The sequence below is a fragment of the Clostridium grantii DSM 8605 genome, from assembly GCF_900129965.1.
GTDB classification, from domain to species: Bacteria; Bacillota; Clostridia; order Clostridiales; family Clostridiaceae; genus Clostridium_AF; species Clostridium_AF grantii.
On record NZ_FQXM01000017.1, the window covers coordinates 1 to 22165 of the forward strand.

The following is a 22165-nucleotide window of genomic DNA, read 5'->3' on the forward strand; positions in this document are numbered from 1 at the left end:
CTGATCGCGTACCATATTGTGGTGGACGTAGTTCAGTTGGTAGAGCGCCAGATTGTGGTTCTGGTTGTCGAGGGTTCGAGCCCCTTCGTTCACCCCATATTGGGATATCGCCAAGCGGTAAGGCACAGGACTTTGACTCCTGTATTCGATGGTTCGAATCCATCTATCCCAGCCATTTTGATTCACTAGCTCAGTCGGTAGAGCACTTGACTTTTAATCAAGTTGTCCGGGGTTCGATTCCCCGGTGGATCACCATTTTAAAATAATAAACAACATGCAGGTGTGGCGGAATTGGCAGACGCGCTAGACTTAGGATCTAGTATCTTTGATGTGGGGGTTCGACTCCCTTCACCTGCACCAATTAATTACATAAAACAAAAGTTGCGGGAGTGGCTCAGTGGTAGAGCGTCACCTTGCCAAGGTGAACGTCGCGAGTTCGAATCTCGTCTTCCGCTCCAAAAATTATGCGGGTATTGCTTAGTGGTAAAGCTCTAGCCTTCCAAGCTAGCGATGAGGGTTCGATTCCCTCTACCCGCTCCATTTTTATTTTTTGGAGTTTTTTTATTTTTTGGAAAACTTAAATTTGAATATTCAAAGGCATACTTAAACTATTTTTAAATTTAAAGATTTTTGAAGAAAATTATCCTTAACTGTAAATTGTAGCCTATATTTTAAACATGCACTCATAGCTCAGCTGGATAGAGTTACGGACTTCGAATCCGCAGGTCGGGGGTTCAAATCCCTCTGGGTGCACCAAATCAGTTCATCAGGCACAGATTTTGAGAGTTTTTCTTCGAAAAACTTTGAATTGGTCAAATAAAGTATTTAATAAAAAAGGCTATGTTTTAAAATAAATAATTCTTTAAAATTAAGTCAAAAAAACACAAAAAGTATTTGAACATTTGATAATATATGGTATAATGAATATTGTACAAAACTTATAATAAATATGCAGGTGTGGCGGAATTGGCAGACGCGCTAGACTTAGGATCTAGTATCTTTGATGTGGGGGTTCGACTCCCTTCACCTGCACCAATTACTTTAAAAAGAGCTGCGGGAGTGGCTCAATGGTAGAGCGCCACCTTCCCAAGGTGGATGTTGCGAGTTCGAGTCTCGTCTTCCGCTCCAAAGATTATGCGGGTATTGCTTAGTGGTAAAGCTCTAGCCTTCCAAGCTAGCGATGAGGGTTCGATTCCCTCTACCCGCTCCATTTTTATTTTCTTAAAAGAACTTTTAGTTATTTAAATAGAAAGATTTGTGACTTGATAGTTGCAAGTCTTTTTTCATATAATGTTTTAAATTTCTATAAATATGGTAAAATAGAAAATAAGCGCTAAAAGTTTTAGGTTTAATAAAATATTAGGTATGGATCAATGATTAAACATAAATAGTATTATACAAAGGGGATGGAAATTAAGTGATAAAGTACATAGATAAAAGGAAAGTAGTTACTTACACCACAATTATAATTATATCTATAGTTGTATATATGTTTTTCAATAATTTCACCAATGTAAAAGAATTTTTATTTTCAGCCGTAGCAGTTATATCTCCAATAATTATTGGGTTTATATTTGCTTATGTTATTAATATTCCAATGAAATTTTTGGAGGAAAATCTTTTACATAAAGTTAAATTATCTAAAAGTTTAAAAAGGATAGTGGCATTATTACTGACTATAGTAGCTTTTGTTGCATTAGTAGTAGTTATATTCTCTTTCGCTATTCCTCAATTAGTGGATAGTATAAATATTTTAGTGGATAATATTCCAGGATATATAAAGATAGTTCAAACATATTCTAATTCTATTTTAGTTGAGTATAACTTAAGTACAGAAATTACAAAAAAAATTGTGGAATCATGGAATGAATTACTTACTGGATTGAGTAGTATAATAATGAGTGTAGTAGAGTCTGTGTATGGTTTTGCAGGGGACTTATTTTCAGGGATTTTTAATGCCTTACTTAGCTTTATATTGGCTATTTATATGTTGATTAGCAAAGAAAAATTAACTTTGTTACTTAAACGGGTATTATATGCATTTATTCCTATAAAGGTATCTAATAGATTTATGAAACTTTTAGCAATTTTAAATAAATCTTTTGAAAACTTTATAAGAGGACAAATAGTCGAAGCTTTTATCATTGGAACTATATGTTTTGTTGGTATGAGTATTTTTGGATTTCAATATGCACTTTTAATTAGTGTTATAATAGGCATAACAAATATGATACCTATGTTTGGTCCTTATATTGGAGGAACACCATCCTTTCTTATTCTTGTAATGGTGGATCCAGTAAAAGCAATTTGGTTTGTGGTTTTCTTAATAGTGTTACAACAAGTGGAAGGGAATATAATATATCCAAGGGTTGTTGGAACTTCTATGGGTTTATCAGGTTTTTGGGTGCTTATTGCAGTAATTGTAGGTAATAATTTATTTGGTATTGTAGGCATTATAATAGGAATACCGATATTCTCAACAATATATACTATTGTTAGGGAATTTACCGCTGAAAGATTGAAAGAAAAAGAGATTAAGATAATATAGTTAATAATAGTAAAAGTGAGGTTTGTTATGATTGATAAAAGTAATGATATTTGTAGGAAAAAGCTTTTAGATGAAGAAATAGAAGAAAAGATTTGGTTGCTGTCAACAATAATAGATAGTTCGCCAGATATTAGTATATTTGTTTTGGATAAAGAATACAATTATCTATTTTTTAATCAAAAATATAAAGATATCATGAAGAGTATTGGTAGAAATAACATTGAAATTGGTATGAATGCGCTTAATGCTATATATGAAGATGAAGATAGAAATAAACTTAAGAAATCTTTTGATAAATCTCTAGGGGGAGAACCTTTTGATACCATAGATCAATATAAGAATGAAAAATTAAATGGATTTTTCTGGAGGAATTATTTTGCTCCATTAAGATCTAAAAAAGATGAAGTCATTGGGTTAACTTGTTTTGTACTAAATATTACGGATAGAAAAATTGCAGAGATTGAAAATGAAAAAATTTTAAAAGAAAAAAATATGATTTTAAAAGAATTACAAGAAAAAAATGAAATGCTAAAAATTCTATCTGAAACAGATGATTTAACAGGATTAAAAAATAAAAAGTATATTTTAGATAGAATAGAAATGCAAATAGCAAAATCTAATAGGTATGATTATGTTTTTTCAATTATAGTTATTGATATAGACAAATTTAAAAAGATTAATGATAATTATGGTCATCTTATTGGGGATGAGGTTTTAGAAACCTTAGGTAAGAAAATAAAAAATAGTCTCAGAAAAGTAGATGAAGTAGGACGATTTGGTGGAGAAGAGTTTATAGTTCTATTACCGCATATAAATAAAGAGGATGGATTTAAAGTAGCAGAGAAAATTAGGAAAAATATTGCTGACTTACAATGGGGATTTGAAGTTAGGATAACAATAAGTAGTGGAGTAGCGCAATATAGTAATGAAACCAAAGAGAGTTTAATAAACAGAGCGGATAAGAAATTATATGAAGCAAAAAAAAGTGGTAGAAATAAAACGGAAGTTTAAAAATAGTGGGTCAGCTTTAGCTGTCCCACTTAATTTATTTAACCATAAAAATATCAACTGATCTAACCTAATGCTACATCTAAAATCATCATAACAGCAAATCCTACCATACAACCTATAGTTGCAATATCAGTTTTCTTATCTTGTTGTGCTTCAGGTATAAGCTCTTCAACTACTACATAAATCATTGCACCTGCGGCAAAAGCAAGAGCATATGGAAGTATAGGTCTCATGAATATTACAGCAGCTGCACCTATTACACCGGCTATAGGTTCTACAATTCCTGATGCTTGACCGTATACAAAAGATTTTGTTCTAGAAAAACCCTCTCTTCTTAAAGGAATTGAAACTGCTGCGCCTTCAGGAAAGTTTTGAAGTCCGATCCCAATAGCAAGAGCAATAGCACCTGCTAAACTTGCGGAAGGTATTCCTGATGCTACTGCACCAAAAGCTACTCCCACAGCTAATCCTTCGGGTATATTATGAAGAGTAATTGCAAGTACCAATAAAATACTTCGTTGCCAACTAGTTTTAATTCCCTCTGCTTCTGAAACGTCTAGGCCTAGATGTAAATGAGGTAATATTTTATCTACTAGGAATAAAAAAGCACCTCCAGCCAAAAATCCAACAGCAGCTGGAATCCAAGGTAAAATACCCATTTCTTCTGATAAATCTATAGCTGGAGCAAGTAAAGACCAAAAACTGGCAGCTATCATAACTCCAGCAGCAAATCCTAACATTCCATTTAAAACATTACGATTAATTGACTTAAAAAAGAAAACTAATGATGCCCCTAAAGCAGTTACTCCCCATGTAAATAAAGTAGCTATTAATGCCTGTGTAACTGGGGGAAATTGTTGAAACCATATTACCATAATAAAACCTCCTTGCATAAAATATTAGAACTAACAAATAATAATTATTATTTATAGTATTAGAATAACATAAGTAACAGATTTTTTATATAAAATATAATTAAATTTTTAATTATATTTTTCTACAGTATTAACTACTTTTATATGTAATATTATTGAAAAGAAAAAATAAAGTTCTTAACAAAGTATATATTTAAAAAGAATACAAATATATACTTATATTAAATAATTTTAACATAAAAAGAAAAATATTATGTTAAAATTATTTAATTATGATATAATATTTTTAAGGAGGGATTTTTAAATTTTACAAAAGCTAATTCTAGCGCACGTAAATGCAGAGCAAAGTAAATGTTTACATGGTGTAATAAATGATGAAAACTTATCAAAAACTTAATAAATTATGGGGGAATGTATTTTGAAAAGTTATATTAAATCTAAAAAATCAAAAAAAATCACATCATTAGCTATGGTCATTGCGTTGTTGTTTAGCATAATCACACCAACAACAGTTAAGGCAATAGAAAGTCTGGAAACGGTTACAATCCAAATTCTTGCAACAAGTGATGCTCATGGTAGATTTTTGCCATATGATTATGCAATTAATGCAGTGGATAATTCAGGAAGTTTAGCACAGATTGCTACTGCAGTAAAAGAGTTAAGAGAAAAAAATGCAAATACTATTTTAATTGATAATGGTGATACTGTTCAGGATAATTCACAGGGTTTATTTTTAGATAACTCTAAAAATTTAAACGGAATAAACCCTATGGTATTAGCTATGAATGAAATAGGATATGATGCATGGAATTTAGGAAATCATGAGTTCAATTATGGAATCGGTACCATAAAGGAAATTTCTAGTAAATTTACTGGAACGGTTCTATGTGGAAATGTAGCAAGTAAATCAGATGGGGAAACATTAGGTGCACCTTATGCAATTGTAGAAAAAGAAGGTGTAAAAGTTGCAATAATTGGTATGGTTACACCAAATATTGATAGATGGGATTCAGTGAATTTAGCAGATTATAATGTGTTAGATGCAGTTGAAGAAACTCAAAAGGCAATAGCTGCAGCTAAGTTAGATGGAGCGCAGGTATTTATAGCAGCACAACATATGGGTCTTGACCAAGAGTATGGAGTAGCAAATTCAGGAGTTACAGAAATTGCAAATTCATGTCCTGAATTAACAGCTATAATTGCTGGACATGCTCATTCTATAGTAAATAAAAGTATAAATGGAGTACTAATTGTAGAACCGGGTAAATATGTTCAAAATTTATCTAAAATAGAGATCGTATTGACAAAACAATCAGATGGAAGCTTTTCTATTCAAGATAAAGCTACAGATGTAAAAGGAAGTAATATTGCAATGGCGGGTAAATATGGTAATCCTATTTATTATGCTGTAGATACCGACCTAGAAACAAAATTAAATCCGTATCATGAAATAGCATTAGCGGATGCTAACACTGTAATAGGTGAACTTAAAGGGGGAGATTTAGTTACAGCTGATGAAGTTACTGGAATCCCTACAGCTCAAATTCAACCAACAGCTATGATTGAATTGATTAATAAAGTTCAAATGTATTATGGAAAAGAAATATCTCCTGATAATAAAGCAGTAGATGTATCAGCAGCAGCAGCGTTCCAAAGTAATGCAAATATCAAAGAAGGACAAATAAAAAAATCTGATACTTCATTAATCTATAAGTACGACAATACATTATACATACTTGAAGTTACAGGAAAACAATTAAAAGAATATATGGAGTGGTCAGCTAATTACTATAATATGTACAAAGCTGGAGATTTAACTGTATCTTTTAATCCAACAGTTAAGGGATATAACTATGATATGTTTTCAGGAGTTAAATATAATGTAGATATATCTAAAGCCAGTGGTAGTAGAATAGTAAATTTAACAAAGAATGATGGAACAGCTATAAAAGATGAAGATATCTTAAGACTTGCTGTAAACAATTATAGAGCTACAACAAATATATTGGCATCAACATCAGCAATAATTACAAAAGATGGCGATTATCCTAAGGTGATTGTTAAATCAGAAGATGTTATGGGTGATGCAGGTAGAGTAAGAGATTTAATAAGAGATTATATAGTTGATGTAAAAGGTGGAGTTATAACACCTGAATATGATAAAAATTGGAGTATTATCGGGAATAACTGGGATTTGCAAGAAAGAGCAGCGGCAGTAAAAGCTATCAATGAGAGTAAATTAGAATTGCCAGCTTCAGATGATGGTAAGTCATGGAATGCAAAAGCTGTTACTTATAATGATTTAGTAAATGCAAATAAAATTAAGCATATTAATATACTTTCCTTCAATGATTTCCATGGAGCGGTAGAAAATTCAGGGAAGAATTCAGGAATAGCAAAATTTGCTGGAGAAATAAATAGAATTAAAAATACAAATCCGGATACTTTGGTAGTTTCTGCAGGAGACAGTTTCCAAGGAAGTGCTATGTCAAACTTAACATATGGTGCTCCTGTAAATGAATTTATGAAATATGTAGGGGTAACTGCTTCTGCGGTAGGAAACCATGAATTTGATTGGGGTATAGATAAAATAGCTCAATGGTCAAAAGATGGTGAATATGATTTCTTAGCTTCAAATATTTACAGTAAAACCACAAGTGAGCCTGTAACTTGGGCAAAAGCTTATAAAATTGTGGATATTGGAGGAATAAAAGTAGGATTAATAGGCCTTGCAACTCCAGAAACTGAATTTAAAACAAAAACTGAAAATGTTAAGGATCTTGAATTTAAAGACCCAATAGAATCAGCAAAACTTTGGGCTACAAAACTTAAAGATGGTTCTCTTCCAGAAGGTAAAGCTGATGTAGTAATTGCATTAACACATTTAGGGGCTTTCCAAGACTCTACTACAAAAGTAATAACTGGAGAAGCAGCAGACCTTGCAAATGCAAATACTGGAGTAGATGCTATTGTTAGTGCACACACACATCAAACTGTTTCCGGAAAAGTTAATAATACACCAATAGTACAAGCTTATTATTCAGGAAGAACTTTAGCAAGATTAACAATCGATGTAGATACTACTACAGGAAAAATTACAACGATAGAACCTACAGTAGATAATTTATATAGTAGATCTTCTACATTGATAGAAGACAGTGGTGCAAAAGAAATTGAAAATAAATATGTATCAGAACTTGCACCTATACTAAATCAAGTTATTGCAACAACAGAAAAAGATTTAACTCATAATAAATTAACTGAAGGAACATCAATTCTTGGAGCTTGGACTTGTGACGTTATGAAAAAAGCAGCAGGGACTGAAATTGGAATAACAAACGGTGGGGGACTTAGAACTTCGATTTTAAAAGGAAATATTACAATGGGCAATATGTATGAAGTGATGCCTTTTGATAATACTTTAGTTACAATGAAATTGAAGGGTTCAGACCTTAAAAGGGTTTTAGAAAATGGTATTGGTAACGATAGTATTGGATGGGTACAAGTTACTGGTATAAAAGCTTATTATGATTTAAATAGAACATTTGGCGATAGAATAACAAGTATAGTATTATCAAATAATAAAAAAATAGATATGAATGAATACTATACAGTAGTAACAAATGATTTTATGGCTACAGGAGGAGATAAATACGACTTTACAGGGGCAACTAATGTGGTTGATACACAAATTCCTATTAGAGATGCACTTGTAAATGAGTTAAAAGCAGTTAAGAGCTTAAATTATATTTATGAAACCTCTCTTGTAAATGGAGTAAAACCAGAAGTGGAAACACCAGAAACAGAAACACCAGAAACAGAAACACCAGAAGTAGAAACACCGGGAGTGGAAACACCAGGAGTAGGAACACCAGAAGTAGAAATACCAGCCGTAAAAATACCAGAAGCAAAAGATATAATTGATATTACAAAGAATAGTTTAGTAGGAAAATCATATTTTGAATCTTCAATTGGGAAAAATAAATCTATTAAATTTGTTGGTAATGGTATTACATGGGAATTTAATGGATTAGATTTGAATAAAGATTTTGTGGCAGCTATGACTGATATTGATTTATCTATGGAAACTCCATCTGATGAATTAAAAGGAAAAATCAAAGATAAAGTTAAAGCAATGGTTGGTAAAGATGTACCATTATATGCATTCTCATTAACTTGCGATGGACAATTACCAGGAAAAGCTTCAGTTACAGTATTTGTTGGTAATGACTGGGCTAATAAAACAATAGATGTAGCAAGATACTATTCAGATAAAAACACATATGAAATAGTAGATACTGTTAAAGTAGATAAAAATGGGTATATGACGTTTACTACGGATCATTGTAGTGATTACTTTATAACTGAAACTTCTGTTGCAAAATTACCTAAAACAGGGTCAAATGTTGATACTTCAGTACTTGTAACATTAGGAAGTATGATGACAATGGTAGGATTTGCTTTATTTATGGCAAATAGAAAGAAAGAAGAAGAAGTAGCTTAATAATAAAGGGTTGAGATTATAAAAATCTCAACTTTTTTATTTTCCAGTAGCTTTTAAAATGCTATCATAATGTTGCTGTACATACTCACTTGATGCTGTTGATGAATGTGGTTTACTATTTTGTAAATATAAATCAAAATGTCCTGATACATCATTAGAATATATGGTTGAAGCTCCGTGCGGCATGCCAGAGAAAGAAGCGGCTATATTCATTCCATCTTTATGTATAACAACTGCCCTTGGAGACCATTGCCAAGTTGGAAATAATTCTTTCATAATTTGTGTATCCTTTGAAGTTACAGGTTCCACATCAGAATGATTATAACCACCCATCATTCTTACAGTAAAAGTTTTTCCGGTTTCTACATCAAGAATTTTAAGAGTATCCCATCGTTTAATTAAATATTGGCCTTCTAGATACCAGTCCACAAGTTCACCAGTATTTTGTATTCTTGAAAATTCATTGGCAAAAACAGTATATTCCCTTGGAGCATAATCAGAGATTGCAATCTTATCTCCAGCATCTAGCCATTGATCTGCAGTCATATAATTATATTTTAAAATATCATTTACAGCTACATTAAAAACATTACTAATACCACTTACTGTGTCTCCTGCTTGAACTATATATGTTATAGCTGGCCATTCATTTATAGCATCAGAAGTTTCAGTGGAGATCTTAGAGTTTTCACTAGTACTGGGTATTATTAGTTTTTGACCAATACTTAAATAATCAGTTGTTAAGTTATTTTGTGTTTTTATTTTATCCATAGTTACTTTATATTTCTGAGAAATATTCCATAAGGTATCACCCGAAGATACAGTATGGGTAGTGTTTTTAACTTGTAAGGCAGTATTTTCAGATGAAATTTCTTTGATTTTTAAGTTTTGACCAACTGATGAAGTATCGAAGGTTAAATTATTTAAAGCTTTTATCTCATCTACAGTAGTGCTATATTTTTGAGAAATTTTCCAAAGTGTATCTTGAGTTTGAACAGTATAAATTTCATAGTTTAAATTAGAAAGTTCTTCAATTGTGGGCTCAGTAATATAAAGACTCTGTCCTATAAATATGTTGTTATTAGTTATATTATTATAGCTTTTTATATCGTTAATACTTACATTATACTTTTGAGAAATTACCCATAAGGAATCTCCAGATTCTACTGTATGAATTAAAGGGGTAGAAGTTGAGGCTACGGTTTCAGCTTTGGCTTCTACTGGACTCATTCCTCCAGCTAAAGCAATTGAACCTACTAATACTGAACCTAGTAATATCTTTACAGTATTTATTTTTATATCTGGGAATTTTTCTTTTATGTATTCATTTATACTTTGATTAAGTTTTTTATCTTTATTCTTGTATTCTTCTAAAAACTCTAATGAAAACTCTGTAGAATTTTCATTTACATATAAATGAAGAATATAACTATCATAGCTTTTTTCTAGCCGATAGTCTTCAAATATATCCATAGACAATATACCTCCTTTGGTAGATAAAAAATTAATAGTTGAATTAATTAATGCATAGATTGAAATAGAGTTGACAATTGAGGGTAAAATGTTAAAAAATTTAATGTGAACAGTATTTGAACACCGTAACAAATAGTATGTACTAAAATTTAAAGTATTATTAATGATAATTGTATTAGTATTGATATTAAGTAAAAAAATATTGATTTTTATTTTTAATTAACATAAATTTAAAATAATTATAAAAAAAATAAATCAAAATGTATAGCTTATGTATCTAATAATTAGAAGGATTATCCAAAGTGGAAGGAGTAAAACAATGGACAAAAAAGAATTTACTCAGAGCATAGAGGCTATGAAAATCCAATTATATAAAACGGCTTACTTGTATTTGGGTAACGAGACAAGTGCCATGGAAGCAGTGGATGAAACTATTTTCAAAGCTTTTAAAGCCTTAAAAAAGCTTAGACAACCTCAATTTTTTAATACATGGATTACTCGTATTTTAATAAATGAATGCAAAAAAGAGCTAAAACGTCTTAAACGAATGAGTCCTAGAGAAAATCTACCCATTGAAAAATATGATGAGGTATCTTATGATCAATTGCCACTTAAGGAGGCAATTGCAAAATTAAGTGAGGAGCTTAGATGTGTTGTGATTTTGCGATATTTTTCTGGATACACTCTTTCTGAAACTGCTAAGAGTCTTGATATTCCACAAGGAACAGTGGTAACAAGGCAACGTCGCGCACTGAATCTACTTAAACTTGAATTATCGGAGGTGGAATAAAAATTGAATAGAAGTGAAGAATACTTAATGTTAATTAAGGAGCTTGATAATACTCCGCCCCAGTTAGAATATAGTATGCAACGAGTGGAAGCAAAACTGAAAAAAGAACACAAAGGTCGATTTTTCACTGTATCTCTAACTAGTTTGGTTATTTTTTTCATTACCTTTATTTTACTTGTTAATAGTTTTCCAACGTTTGCTTATGCTTGTGGTAGAATACCACTAATAAAAAATCTTGCTCAATTAGTAGCATTTTCACCATCATTAAGTGCTGCAGTTGAAAATGAATATGTGCAGCCTATTGAAATAGAACAAACTCAAAATGGAATTACTGCAAGAATAGAATATGTAATTGTAGACCAAAAGGAATTGGATATTTTTTATTCCTTAGACTCTGAAAACTACAATGAAATGGATGCAAATCCAGAAATCAAAGCTAGAGATAATTCACCACTTGAGGGCTATTCCCTAATATCAGGAAATTATGACACTGGTAATGGGGAATTGAATCATATAACAGTTAGTTTTGTAGATGTAGATATGCCAGATAGCATGATTTTAACACTAAAAGTACATGATAATGGTTGGAGGAAAGAAATTGTAGAAGTGGAGAATGAAATAACTTCAGAAAATGAATATATGGAGCCAGATTATATAAGTGAATTTAATTTTACACTTGAATTTGATCCATATTACACTTCACAGGGGGAAGAGTTAATATTAAACCATAACTTTGAAATTGACGGCCAAACACTTGCGTTAGAAACAGCTGAAATCTATCCAACTCATATAAGATTAAATTTCTTGGACAATGAAGATAATTCTGCATGGCTAAAGGAGTTCAAATTTTACCTTGTAAATGAAAAAAAACAGCGCTTTGATAAAATCACTAATGGTATAACTGGGACAGGATCTGTAGATTCACCTATGATGAGATCGCATCATTTGGAAAGTTCTTTTTTTTCCGAAAGTAAAAGTCTTACCTTGTATATTACTGGTGTTACTTGGTTAGATAAGGAAATGGAAACAGTAAAATTAGACCTTGCGAATATTACGGCAGAAGAACTTCCTCAAGGGGTTACTTTTGTAAATGCAGAGCGTAAGGGAAATGATTGGTTACTTATCTTTGAAGCAACAGAAGAAGCAGAAAATCATTCTTATCAGATTTGGAACCAAGACTACTATGACCAAGAAGGTAATGAATATTTCTATAATAGCTGGGGAACCACTCATAACATGGATTCTTGGAATGATAAAGCAGAACAATTTGTGGAAAAAACAGGTGTGTTTCAGGTAGAGATTACTTTAAAAGATTATACTTTTGATACGGTTTATATGTCACCTTCTTATTCACGTAGAATAGAATTTGTAGATCCTATTGTTATTGAAGTGAAATAGTCATAATTTTTTTATTTAAAGTAGCAGTATTTATTCATATAGAATATTTTTGTTGGATTAGAAAAAAGACTTTATTTTATATTATTGTATATATAATGTTAATAGGGTATACTTTAAGAGTATTATAAAAACTTAATAATAAATTTGCTAGGGGTGCTTATTATAAGCTGAGACTGAGATTTTTTTCTAACCCTCATAACCTGATTTAGATAATTCTAACGTAGGGAAGTACAGTTAATGTTGATAATTTTTGTTAATATAAACACACAAACTTCTGTTTGTGTGTTTTTTTAATATAACATCACGATAACCATTTTATGAGGAAGCGAAAATCGCTTCCTCATTTTTTGGGAAAATAAATAATAATAAAGGGGATGTAAAAATGAATTACACAACACAAATGGATGCAGCAAGAAAAGGTATTATTACTAAAGAAATGGAGATAGTTGCTCAAAAGGAAAGCATAGAGGTTGAGTTACTTAGAGAACTAATTGCAAAAGGTCAAGTTGCTATTCCAGCTAACAAAAATCACAAAAGTATTGAACCAGAAGGGGTTGGACAAGGTTTAAGAACTAAAATCAATGTTAACTTAGGAATTTCTAAAGATTGTTGTGATGTTGACCAAGAATTAGAAAAAGTTACAAAAGCTATTGAAATGAATGTAGAATCTATAATGGACTTAAGTTGTTACGGTAAAACAGAGGAATTTAGAAAAAAATTAATTGATAAGTCTACTGCTATGATAGGTACTGTACCTATATATGATGCTGTGGGTTTTTATGATAAAGATTTAAAAAACTTATCTGTTCAGGAACTTTTGAAAGTTATAGAAAAACATGCTGAGGACGGTGTAGATTTCATTACTATTCATTCGGGTATTAATAGAGAAACAGCAGCGGTATTTAAAAGAAATAAAAGAAAACTTAATATAGTTTCAAGGGGTGGATCATTGATTTATGCTTGGATGGAGTTAAATGGTAAAGAAAATCCGTTCTATGAGTATTTTGACGAGATTTTAGATATTTGTGCAAAACATGATGTTACAATAAGTTTAGGAGATGCATGTCGTCCAGGTTGTATTGCAGATTCTTCAGATGCTTCTCAAATAAAAGAATTAATGGTTTTAGGAGAGCTTACTTTGAGAGCTTGGGAAAAAAATGTTCAAGTTATGATAGAAGGTCCAGGACATATGTCTATTGATGAAATCGAAGCCAATGTACTTTTAGAAAAAAAACTTTGTCATGGAGCACCTTTTTATGTTTTAGGCCCTATTGTTACAGATGTTGCTCCTGGATATGATCATATTACAAATGCTATAGGAGGTGCAGTTGCCGCCGCAGCAGGAGTTGATTTTTTATGCTATGTAACTCCGGCAGAGCACTTAAGACTTCCCAATCTTGATGATATGATAGAAGGGATAGTTGCTACTAAAATTGCAGCACATGCAGGTGATATTGGTAAAAAAATAAAAGGTGCTAGAGAGTGGGACAATAAAATGTCAGACGCTAGAAGAGAACTTGATTGGGAAAAAATGTTTGAACTTGCTCTAGAACCAGAAAAACCAAGAAGATATAGAAAAGAATCTACGCCAGAAGAAGAAAAAACTTGTACAATGTGTGGTAAAATGTGTGCAGTCAGAAACATGAATAAAGTTATTGATGGAGAAGATATAATGTGTTAGATAAATATTATTGTAAAAGATAACAAAAAAATGGTGGTAGAATTATCTACCACCATTTTTGCCAGCCTTTGTATATTTTGAACTGTGTATATGATAAAATAAATAAGACTAATTATTATTAGGTGGTGGCAATAGATTTGAGACAGGTTAAGATAGTACATTGTGCAGATATTCATCTGGGTGCAGAGTTAAGAACACTAGGAAGAAAAGCAACAACACGTAAATCAGAAATCAAAATGACATTTATGAATATTTTAAAATTGTGTAATTTAGAACAAGTACAAATATTATTAATTGCTGGAGATTTTTTTGATAATATTCATATAGATGAGAGTACATTAAACGAAATAAAAAATGGATTTTCAAGTTTAAATAATACAATAGTGGCTATTGCACCAGGAAATCATGATCCATTAACGGAAGATTCACCATATGCAAAAAAAGATTTTTGGCCTGAAAATGTTATTATTTTTAAAGGAGATTTAGAAAAAATAGAGATTGAGAATTTGGGAGTTCGTTTATGGGGAGCAGCTTTTAAAGGAACATATGTAACTAATCACATGATAAAGAATGTAAAAATTCCAAATGATGATTTTATTAATATTGGAGTAATTCATGGTGAACTTGTGGGTCTAAATCAAAAAAGTGATTATAATCCAATTACAGAAACACAAATCAAAAACAGTAAGTTGGATTATGTGGCATTAGGACATATTCATAAAAGTACTGAAATACTTAAAACCGGGGATACATATTATGCTTATTGTGGATGTCCAGAAGGAAGAGGGTTTGACGAACTTGATGAAAAGGGTGTTTACATTGGAATAGTATCAAAAGGAGTATGTAGGTTGGAACATCGTACCATGTGTCGGCGTATGAATGTAGAACTTCATGTAGATATTTCTGAGGCTATGAATTCTAAAGTGGCCATAGATATTATATTAGATAAAATAAAATTAAAATATAAAGAAGATTACACAGAGCATCTTTATAAGGTAGTATTAGAAGGAAACATAGGTGATGATATTAGTATTAATATTGATGATATCAAAGCTATGATTAATGAAGTATTCTTCATTAAAATTAAAGATCATACAAGTATAAAAATGGATTTAGAATCAGTTTCAACAGAAATAACACTCAGAAATATTTTTATGAGAAAGATGATAGAAAGGATAAATGATGCAAACCCTGATAAAAAAGAAGATTTAAATACAGCACTTAAACTTGGTGTAAAAGCATTTTTCGGGGGTATAAAATATAATGAAGATTAATAAATTGCAGATTGGAAATTTTGGTAAGTTTAAGGATTACGAACTAGAATTAAAAGAAGGTTTTCAAATAATATATGGCAATAATGAGGATGGAAAATCAACTTTAATGGCCTTTATTAAAATGATGTTTTATAGCAAATTAGAAAGAGGAAGAGACATTCATAAGAATTTAAGAAAAAAATATCTTCCATGGGACGGGGCCATGATGAATGGTGCTGTTGAATTTGAACATGATGGAATATTTTATAGACTTCAGAAAGATATTGGTGCTACTCCACGTGCTGATAAAGTAAGATTATTTAATATGGGGACAGGTGAACTTATAGCATTGGGTAAGGATGAAGAAGTAGGGAAAAGATTTTTTGGACTTGATTTGGGTGGATTTGAGCGCAGTGTTTTTATAAGCCAAATAGGAGGATTCTCATCAACTGGAAATAATGATGAGGTTGCTGAAAAGCTAATGTCAAATTTGGTTCTTTCAGGGGATGAAACTGTATCACAGCAACTTGTTATAAATCGTATTAATGAGGCATTAGAAGATATGGAGTCTAAAAACAGAAAAAAAGGAGTTCTTGTTGATGCTAAAAAAGAACTTGAATTATTGTTTACTGAAAGAGCAGATATTGAAATTCTAAATCAACAACAAAAAGAAATTATAGAAGAGTATAGGGATTTAGAAGAAAAACTAAATGAAGAAAAAAAGAAAATGAAATTATTAGAATTATATACAAATAAAAACAAATTTCTTCAACTTGCTTTGTTAATTGAAAAAATAAATCAATATACAGAATTAGAACAAGGTTTAGAAAAAGAAAATATTGCATACAAAAACCTTAAATCATTTTTGAAAAATTGTAATTCTTTAATGGAGGAAAGTGAGAAAATAAAGGGGAGTTTAGAAAAGCTTAAAGGCTCAAATCAGAGCGAATCAAAGAATAAGGCTATATTGAGTTTTATTAGTGAAGAAGAATATAGAGATTTAAATGAGTTGGTTGAAAAAGAAGAAAAATTTAAGGAATTATTAACGAAAATTGATGAAAATTTTATAAACTCTTTTGAAAGCTTTATAGTGTCAAAAAATAATTTTCAAAATGTACAATTTAATTTAAAACAAGAGATATATTTGAATGAAGAACTACAGAAATATCATGAAGATTATGAAAAATATGAAGAACAAAAAATTTATAAAATAAAAGAGAAGGACAGTACAATTAATAGTTTTGAAAGAGATAAGATACAATGGGCTAATGATAAAAAATTAAGGGAGCAAGAAATTAATTTTACAAATGAAAAAATTTCAATTCAAAGGCAAACTAAGGATAATACTAAAAGTGAAAATTTACTAATAATAGTAAGTGTTGTAACATTCATCATTTCTATAATGCTGGGGGTAGTACATATTCCGCTTGGCATAAGCGGAGTAATTATTTCTATTATTATTGGTATAATTGGGGTACGAGTTAAGAAAAAACAAAGCATGGCAAAGTATAAGAATATTAATAATGCTCAGACAAATGATTTAGAACTACAAATAGAAAAACTTAAGAAAAATAATGAAAAGGAAGAAAGTCTTATTTTACATAAATCTGAAAAATATAAAAATGCAATAAGTAATATTTCAACTGAAATTGATAAAATTAATAAAAAATTAGAGTTATTAGAAGAAAAGAATAATAATTATCAAAAATCTTTAGATAAGATTACAAAGTTATATAATAAAAAAGAAGTGGAAGAAAACCTGGTTAAAATTAAGGCGAAAGCATATTTTAAAGACAAGAACTACATTATTGAGAAATATAGGGAAGATTCAAGTCTAGGTGAGGATATTAAAATTACAATTTTAGAACAAGAAAAACTAGATGAGGTTAAGGTTAGAGAATATAGGAATAAAATTGAAGTGCTCTGCTATAAATTAAAAAGTAATATTGAAGATAAAATGAAAGAAAAGTCTTGCCTTTCAGTAGCAGAGTTTGAAAACAAGTATTTAGAATATGCTTCCGATTACAAAAATCAAAAAGCTATTCTTGAAGCGGAGCGTGAATATTTAAATAAAGCTGAAGAGTTTTTGAACAAAGTAAAGGAATATCATAGTGTAAAAAGCTATGAAGAAGGTGAACTTTTAATAAGGAATCTTTGGGAACAATTAATTCAAGTGGAAAAAGAAAAAGAAGAAGCATTTAATATTGCTAAGGGTATGGGACATACTGTTTTTTCAATAGAATATTTAATGGAGGAAAAAAATAAACTTGAACTATCTATTAAAGAATTAGAAGAGTTTAGTGAAAATAGATATGAAGTAGAAGAACTCCAACAATTAAGAAAAAGTTTTAGCTATGAAAATTTACAACAAGAATTGTTTGAATTACAGAAAAAAATTAAAACACCAGATAAAAATTTAAGTCAACTTCAACAACAAATAGAAGAAAAACAAGAAGAAGTGAAGGAAAAAGAGAATTATTTCAATTGTCTCAAAATCACATCAGAAGTGATGAAAGAAGCTTCTGATGAAATGCATCAAAGTTTTGGACCTGAATTGAACAGAAAGACAACTGAAATATTTAAAAATTTAACAAATGGAAAGTATGGAAACTTAATTGTTACAAAGGATTATGATATTTCAATACAATCAGGTATTCATTATAGAGAATGGGGCTATTTAAGTAATGGGACAGTTGATCAAGCTTATCTTTCATTAAGACTAGCTATTACAGAACTTATTTCAGATAAAAATATTGCTTTACCTTTATTCTTAGATGATGTGATGATACAGTATGATGATAAAAGGATGAGGGCAGCTTTGAAATTTTTATCAGAGTATGCCGATGAAAAAGGAAAGGAATTTCAACAGCTATTATTTACTTGTCACCAACATATCCTAGATAATTCAAAACCTTATAATATTAAAATAGTTAAAATATGATATAGAGTTTTGATATAGGTAATAAGGATATAAAAATGCTTGATTTTAACTTGAAAATTTTAGAAATGTGCTAATCAAAAAACTAGTCATTAGGGATAGTTTTTCAATTAGCACATTTTATATTAGGCCAATTTTACTTGAAATGTCCATACTAGATTACAAGGTTTTTCATCAGGTAAATTAATATGTAACCCTTGGGTATCTTGTTTCCATTGGATTTGGCCGTTATAACCAAGTAATGATACATCCATAATTGTTTCTTTAAGAAGGTTAGTTTTTAAAGATTTTACAATGATTTTTTTGTTGGATGGCCAATCAAAACTAAATATATTAAGAGTATCTTCTTTAGCTGTAAATCTAAATTCAGATGAAGAAATGCCAAAGCTACTTTCGTTATGACAAGATGTTTTTTCTACAGTTTTTTCAACACCTTCACCATAAATCTTCCAAGGATGTGTTTCATAAATAGCTTCACCATTTACTGCCATCCATTCTGAAATAGATTCAAGTATTTCTTCACATTCAGCATCCAAAGTTCCATCTGGAAGCAAGGGTATATTAAGCAATAAATTGCCGTTTTTACTTACTGTATCTACAAGAAATTCAATAACTGTTAAAGCACTTTTATATTTAAAACCATCTTGATAAAACCAGTTGCCTATGCATGTATCAAGTTGCCAAGGTTCATCTAGTATGTCTTTTGCTACCCCGCGCTCTACATCGAAAACTCCAATTCCTTTTACATACTCACCAAGTTTTTCAAGTTTTTTGATATTGAATACTCCATCTAGAAATCCATTGTTCTGGATCAAATTATTATTGTAGAAGTACGCCATTAAATTTTTACCAACATCACCAAAAGGAACTCCACCATCAATATACATTAAATCCGGTTTATGTTTATCAAGTAAATCTTTCATTCTAAAAAACCATTCTTTTATGAATTCTTTTGATGTATCATCAGTTGTAAACCAATCTGTCTCAATATCTTTTTCAACTAATGTTGAAAAATATAAATCTGAATTATCAGGGTTTGTACCATCATAAGGAATATTTTTTAATTCACCATGTTTATCACAACTTTTACTTGGTCCAAACCAGTGATGATAATTTGATAAATGCTCAGTTACACCAAATTTAAGATTATTTTCTCTAGCAGCTTTTTCCCACATTCCTACGATATTTTTCCTTGGCCCCATTTCAATAGAATTCCAACGTTGATAAGTAGAATCCCAACAATCAAAATTATCAACATGAACAGCTAAAGATACAAAATATTTAGCACCAGCTTTTTTATACTTTTTCACCAAATAATCTGGGTCAAAGTTTTCTGCTTTCCATAGAGGAATGATATCTTTATATCCATGTTGCGATGGGTGACCATAATTTTCAAGGTGATGGTTATATTGTTTATTTCCCTGTAAGTACATATTCCTTGCATACCAATCTCCTTGACGGGGAACTGACTGGGGTCCCCAATGTGCCCAAATACCAAACTTTGCATCGCTAAACCATTTAGGGCATTTGTATTGTTTTAATGATTCATAAGTTCCTTCAAAAGGACCCTCTCCAATAGTAAAATCTTTGCTCAGCAATTCAGCTCTTATTTGTTTAAAATCTTTCATGATAAAACCTCCTTATATGTTTTTCACAGCTTTAAATAAAGCTTCAATATTTTGTGGTTTTGTATCTTCTAATATAGCTTCATGACTTGGAGAAAGAATTAATCCAGTAGGGAAAATATTTTTTAATTCATTAACTGTAGTTCTTACTTCTTCTGGAGAACCTATTACCATTAGTTCTTGAGCATCTACCCCACCACAGAAGGCTACTTTATCTCCAAAATTTTCTTTTAATCTTTGGGGTTCCATCCCGGTAGCTTTAGCTTGTATTGGATGAATTATATCTACGCCGGCTTCTATTAAATCAGGAATAATATCGAATATAGAACCACAGGAATGATAAATAACCTTTAGTCCATAACTTTTAGCTTGATCTATAAGTTTTTTTGTTCCAGGTAAAATAAACTCTTTTACCAAGCTTGGAGAAAGCATAAGGCCTGTCTGGCTTCCCATATCATTTCCAATAAGTACCCCATGAAGTTTTCCTTTTGTAGCCTGATAAAATCGTTCATTTGCTTTTAAATAAAAATCGATAATTTTATCGTCAATAGCTTTATACATTTCAGGTTCAAGCATCATTTTAATTAACGCTGTTTCCATACCAAAAGCTGCACAGGTTTCTTGATAATGAGATGACCATAAAATACCAATAATTGCTTTATCATCAGGTACATTTTCAACTACTTTTTTACATTCCTCAATAGAAATATATTGTAAAGGGTCTGGCCAATTAAAATCATCAACTTTTGAAGGGTCACTGTAATCTTCGAAAAATCCAGCTGCGGTTAATGTTCGCTCATCTGGATTGCCTTTATCACTTTTACCAAAATGGAAGGCATCATAAATTGCATCGCTTATAGGCGAATGATAAGGTAGTTCTACTGGATAAATGTCATCATCAATTTTATTTTTCATATCATCTAAAGTAGCAACTTCAAAATATTCAAATAATCCTTTTAGTGCTTTTTTATCAGGTAAACCAAGCCAAGAAGCTGGTCTATCTACAGCTTTTCTTTCAATGGTTGCATAAAATCTTTCAACACTATTCATGATTTTCACTCCTAATTATAAAATATATTTTTGATTTCTATATTAAAATTTTAAATGAAAAGGTTTTATAATTGAATAGACAAAATGTCCATTAAAATGGACATTTTTAATAATTTGCATTATTAGGAGATTGATTAATCAATGTTATTTTTGGGAGGAAGTACAGTACCATCTCTATATGATTTGGGAGTAACACTTGTTTCTTTTTTGAACATTTTTGTAAAATAATTATAATCATATATTCCTACCATTTCAGCAATTTGAAAAATTGGTAATGTGGTATCCATAAGATATTTTTTTGCACGCTGTATACGTATTTGATTTATATGTTTTGAGATACCCATGCCATAACTTTTATTTGAAAGTTTATATAGGTTTGTTTTTCTAATATCAAATTTCTCACAAATTAATTGAACAGAAAGTTCTTCTTCAAGGTTTTCACCAATAAATGTATCTATTTTCTGGGCTAGTGAATCTTCCTTTAAAATCAATTTATGACTTGTATAAAGAAAACTAGAACATATTTCCATCATTTTAGCAGCGGATTCTATAGTATTTGTAGATACGTTTCGTTTGTTCATAAATGCTTTATGTAAAGTGTCGAGGTTTATGTTGTAATTCTTTAAGGAAGGTATTATTTCATTCCATAAAGCTGTCTTGGAATGAGTATTCAAGACTTGGCCCATCATAATATATCCAATAATTATATTGTCTGCAAATATGGGAACTATAGCTTCAGTAAGGCCAGCATGACATTGATAAAGATACAGGTTGTGGCTATCTTTACATTTTTGGAATGCTTCATAGTCGCAAAGCGTACATTTTTGGTGTATCGCTGGGTCTTCACGTATGATATGACAATAAGTGGATAATCGACTGGGATAAGATGCAATTTCATGATAATTGTCATCAAATATGGCAACACGCATTTTAGTTAAAGTATAAAAATTTATAAGTAATTCTTTTAAATCTGTTATATTAAAAAGTAAATTCATAAAATTTTTTCTCCTTATCTGAAC

Annotated in this window: 13 protein-coding genes, 10 tRNA genes and 1 riboswitch; of the genes, 18 read left to right on the forward strand and 5 right to left on the reverse strand. The window is 30.6% G+C overall.

Annotated features, from left to right (window positions below):
- Positions 1 to 21 precede the first annotated feature (21 nt).
- From BUB83_RS13900 to BUB83_RS13955, 12 genes are all read left to right on the forward strand, one after another.
- Positions 22 to 97 (forward strand) — tRNA-His (locus tag BUB83_RS13900).
- A gap of 3 nt (positions 98 to 100) precedes the next feature.
- Positions 101 to 175, forward strand: a tRNA-Gln gene (locus BUB83_RS13905).
- A gap of 4 nt (positions 176 to 179) precedes the next feature.
- Positions 180 to 255: transfer RNA gene (locus BUB83_RS13910), tRNA-Lys, on the forward strand.
- 21 nt (positions 256 to 276) lie between these two features.
- Positions 277 to 360: transfer RNA gene (locus BUB83_RS13915), tRNA-Leu, on the forward strand.
- Between the two features lie 23 nt (positions 361 to 383).
- Positions 384 to 458 (forward strand) — tRNA-Gly (locus BUB83_RS13920).
- 8 nt (positions 459 to 466) lie between these two features.
- Positions 467 to 540, forward strand: a tRNA-Gly gene (locus BUB83_RS13925).
- Between the two features lie 139 nt (positions 541 to 679).
- Positions 680 to 756 (forward strand) — tRNA-Arg (locus tag BUB83_RS13930).
- Between the two features lie 195 nt (positions 757 to 951).
- Positions 952 to 1035 (forward strand) — tRNA-Leu (locus tag BUB83_RS13935).
- An 18-nt stretch (positions 1036 to 1053) separates the two neighbouring features.
- Positions 1054 to 1128: transfer RNA gene (locus BUB83_RS13940), tRNA-Gly, on the forward strand.
- Positions 1129 to 1136: 8 nt separating this feature from the next.
- Positions 1137 to 1210, forward strand: a tRNA-Gly gene (locus tag BUB83_RS13945).
- Between the two features lie 207 nt (positions 1211 to 1417).
- Positions 1418 to 2548 (forward strand): AI-2E family transporter, encoded by a 1131-nt coding sequence (locus BUB83_RS13950; RefSeq protein WP_084133575.1) that lies wholly within the window; start codon positions 1418 to 1420, stop codon positions 2546 to 2548.
- 27 nt (positions 2549 to 2575) lie between these two features.
- The gene (locus BUB83_RS13955) at positions 2576 to 3559 is read left to right on the forward strand and encodes a sensor domain-containing diguanylate cyclase (RefSeq protein WP_073339075.1); all 984 of its coding nucleotides are present in this window, start codon (positions 2576 to 2578) and stop codon (positions 3557 to 3559) included.
- Between the two features lie 62 nt (positions 3560 to 3621).
- Here BUB83_RS13955 and BUB83_RS13960 read toward each other — a convergent pair whose 3' ends face one another.
- A complete protein-coding gene (locus BUB83_RS13960; protein WP_073339076.1) occupies positions 3622 to 4434 on the reverse strand; it encodes a ZIP family metal transporter in 813 nt (270 codons plus the stop codon).
- 418 nt (positions 4435 to 4852) lie between these two features.
- Here BUB83_RS13960 and BUB83_RS13965 point away from each other — a divergent pair, with 418 nt between their 5' ends.
- A complete protein-coding gene (locus BUB83_RS13965) occupies positions 4853 to 8938 on the forward strand; it encodes a 5'-nucleotidase C-terminal domain-containing protein (protein ID WP_073339077.1) in 4086 nt (1361 codons plus the stop codon).
- Between the two features lie 36 nt (positions 8939 to 8974).
- Here BUB83_RS13965 and BUB83_RS13970 read toward each other — a convergent pair whose 3' ends face one another.
- The gene (locus tag BUB83_RS13970) at positions 8975 to 10411 is read right to left on the reverse strand and encodes a muramidase family protein (protein WP_073339078.1); all 1437 of its coding nucleotides are present in this window, start codon (positions 10409 to 10411) and stop codon (positions 8975 to 8977) included.
- Positions 10412 to 10730: 319 nt separating this feature from the next.
- Here BUB83_RS13970 and BUB83_RS13975 point away from each other — a divergent pair, with 319 nt between their 5' ends.
- The 5 genes from BUB83_RS13975 (at position 10731) to BUB83_RS13995 (ending at position 18474) form a co-directional block, all read left to right on the forward strand.
- Entirely contained in the window at positions 10731 to 11201 is a 471-nt protein-coding gene (locus BUB83_RS13975; protein WP_073339079.1) for a sigma-70 family RNA polymerase sigma factor, read from the forward strand.
- Between the two features lie 3 nt (positions 11202 to 11204).
- Positions 11205 to 12599 (forward strand): DUF4179 domain-containing protein, encoded by a 1395-nt coding sequence (locus tag BUB83_RS13980; protein WP_073339080.1) that lies wholly within the window; start codon positions 11205 to 11207, stop codon positions 12597 to 12599.
- A gap of 139 nt (positions 12600 to 12738) precedes the next feature.
- Positions 12739 to 12843: riboswitch (TPP riboswitch) on the forward strand.
- A gap of 138 nt (positions 12844 to 12981) precedes the next feature.
- Positions 12982 to 14280 (forward strand): phosphomethylpyrimidine synthase ThiC, encoded by a 1299-nt coding sequence (gene thiC / locus BUB83_RS13985; RefSeq protein ID WP_073339081.1) that lies wholly within the window; start codon positions 12982 to 12984, stop codon positions 14278 to 14280.
- A gap of 137 nt (positions 14281 to 14417) precedes the next feature.
- Positions 14418 to 15554, forward strand: a complete 1137-nt coding sequence (locus tag BUB83_RS13990) for a metallophosphoesterase family protein (protein ID WP_073339082.1) — start codon at positions 14418 to 14420, stop codon at positions 15552 to 15554.
- Positions 15544 to 18474, forward strand: a complete 2931-nt coding sequence (locus tag BUB83_RS13995) for an AAA family ATPase (protein ID WP_073339083.1) — start codon at positions 15544 to 15546, stop codon at positions 18472 to 18474. The genes BUB83_RS13990 and BUB83_RS13995 overlap by 11 nt, the downstream gene beginning before the upstream one ends.
- A 122-nt stretch (positions 18475 to 18596) precedes the next feature.
- Here BUB83_RS13995 and BUB83_RS14000 read toward each other — a convergent pair whose 3' ends face one another.
- The 3 genes from BUB83_RS14000 to BUB83_RS14010 form a co-directional block, all read right to left on the reverse strand.
- A complete protein-coding gene (locus BUB83_RS14000; protein ID WP_073339084.1) occupies positions 18597 to 20099 on the reverse strand; it encodes an alpha-L-fucosidase in 1503 nt (500 codons plus the stop codon).
- A 12-nt stretch (positions 20100 to 20111) separates the two neighbouring features.
- A complete protein-coding gene (locus BUB83_RS14005) occupies positions 20112 to 21146 on the reverse strand; it encodes a uroporphyrinogen decarboxylase family protein (protein WP_073339085.1) in 1035 nt (344 codons plus the stop codon).
- A 134-nt stretch (positions 21147 to 21280) separates the two neighbouring features.
- The gene (locus BUB83_RS14010; protein ID WP_073339086.1) at positions 21281 to 22141 is read right to left on the reverse strand and encodes a PocR ligand-binding domain-containing protein; all 861 of its coding nucleotides are present in this window, start codon (positions 22139 to 22141) and stop codon (positions 21281 to 21283) included.
- Positions 22142 to 22165: the final 24 nt, after the last annotated feature.

Coding starts and splice junctions, on each gene's coding strand:
- thiC (WP_073339081.1), top strand. CDS start 12,982: ATGAATTACACAACACAAATGGATGCAGCAAGAAAAGGTATTATTACT.
- BUB83_RS14000 (WP_073339084.1), bottom strand. CDS start 20,099: ATGAAAGATTTTAAACAAATAAGAGCTGAATTGCTGAGCAAAGATTTT.
- BUB83_RS14010 (WP_073339086.1), bottom strand. CDS start 22,141: ATGAATTTACTTTTTAATATAACAGATTTAAAAGAATTACTTATAAAT.
- BUB83_RS14005 (WP_073339085.1), bottom strand. CDS start 21,146: ATGAATAGTGTTGAAAGATTTTATGCAACCATTGAAAGAAAAGCTGTA.
- BUB83_RS13960 (WP_073339076.1), bottom strand. CDS start 4,434: ATGGTAATATGGTTTCAACAATTTCCCCCAGTTACACAGGCATTAATA.
- BUB83_RS13995 (WP_073339083.1), top strand. CDS start 15,544: ATGAAGATTAATAAATTGCAGATTGGAAATTTTGGTAAGTTTAAGGAT.
- BUB83_RS13955 (WP_073339075.1), top strand. CDS start 2,576: ATGATTGATAAAAGTAATGATATTTGTAGGAAAAAGCTTTTAGATGAA.
- BUB83_RS13975 (WP_073339079.1), top strand. CDS start 10,731: ATGGACAAAAAAGAATTTACTCAGAGCATAGAGGCTATGAAAATCCAA.
- BUB83_RS13970 (WP_073339078.1), bottom strand. CDS start 10,411: ATGGATATATTTGAAGACTATCGGCTAGAAAAAAGCTATGATAGTTAT.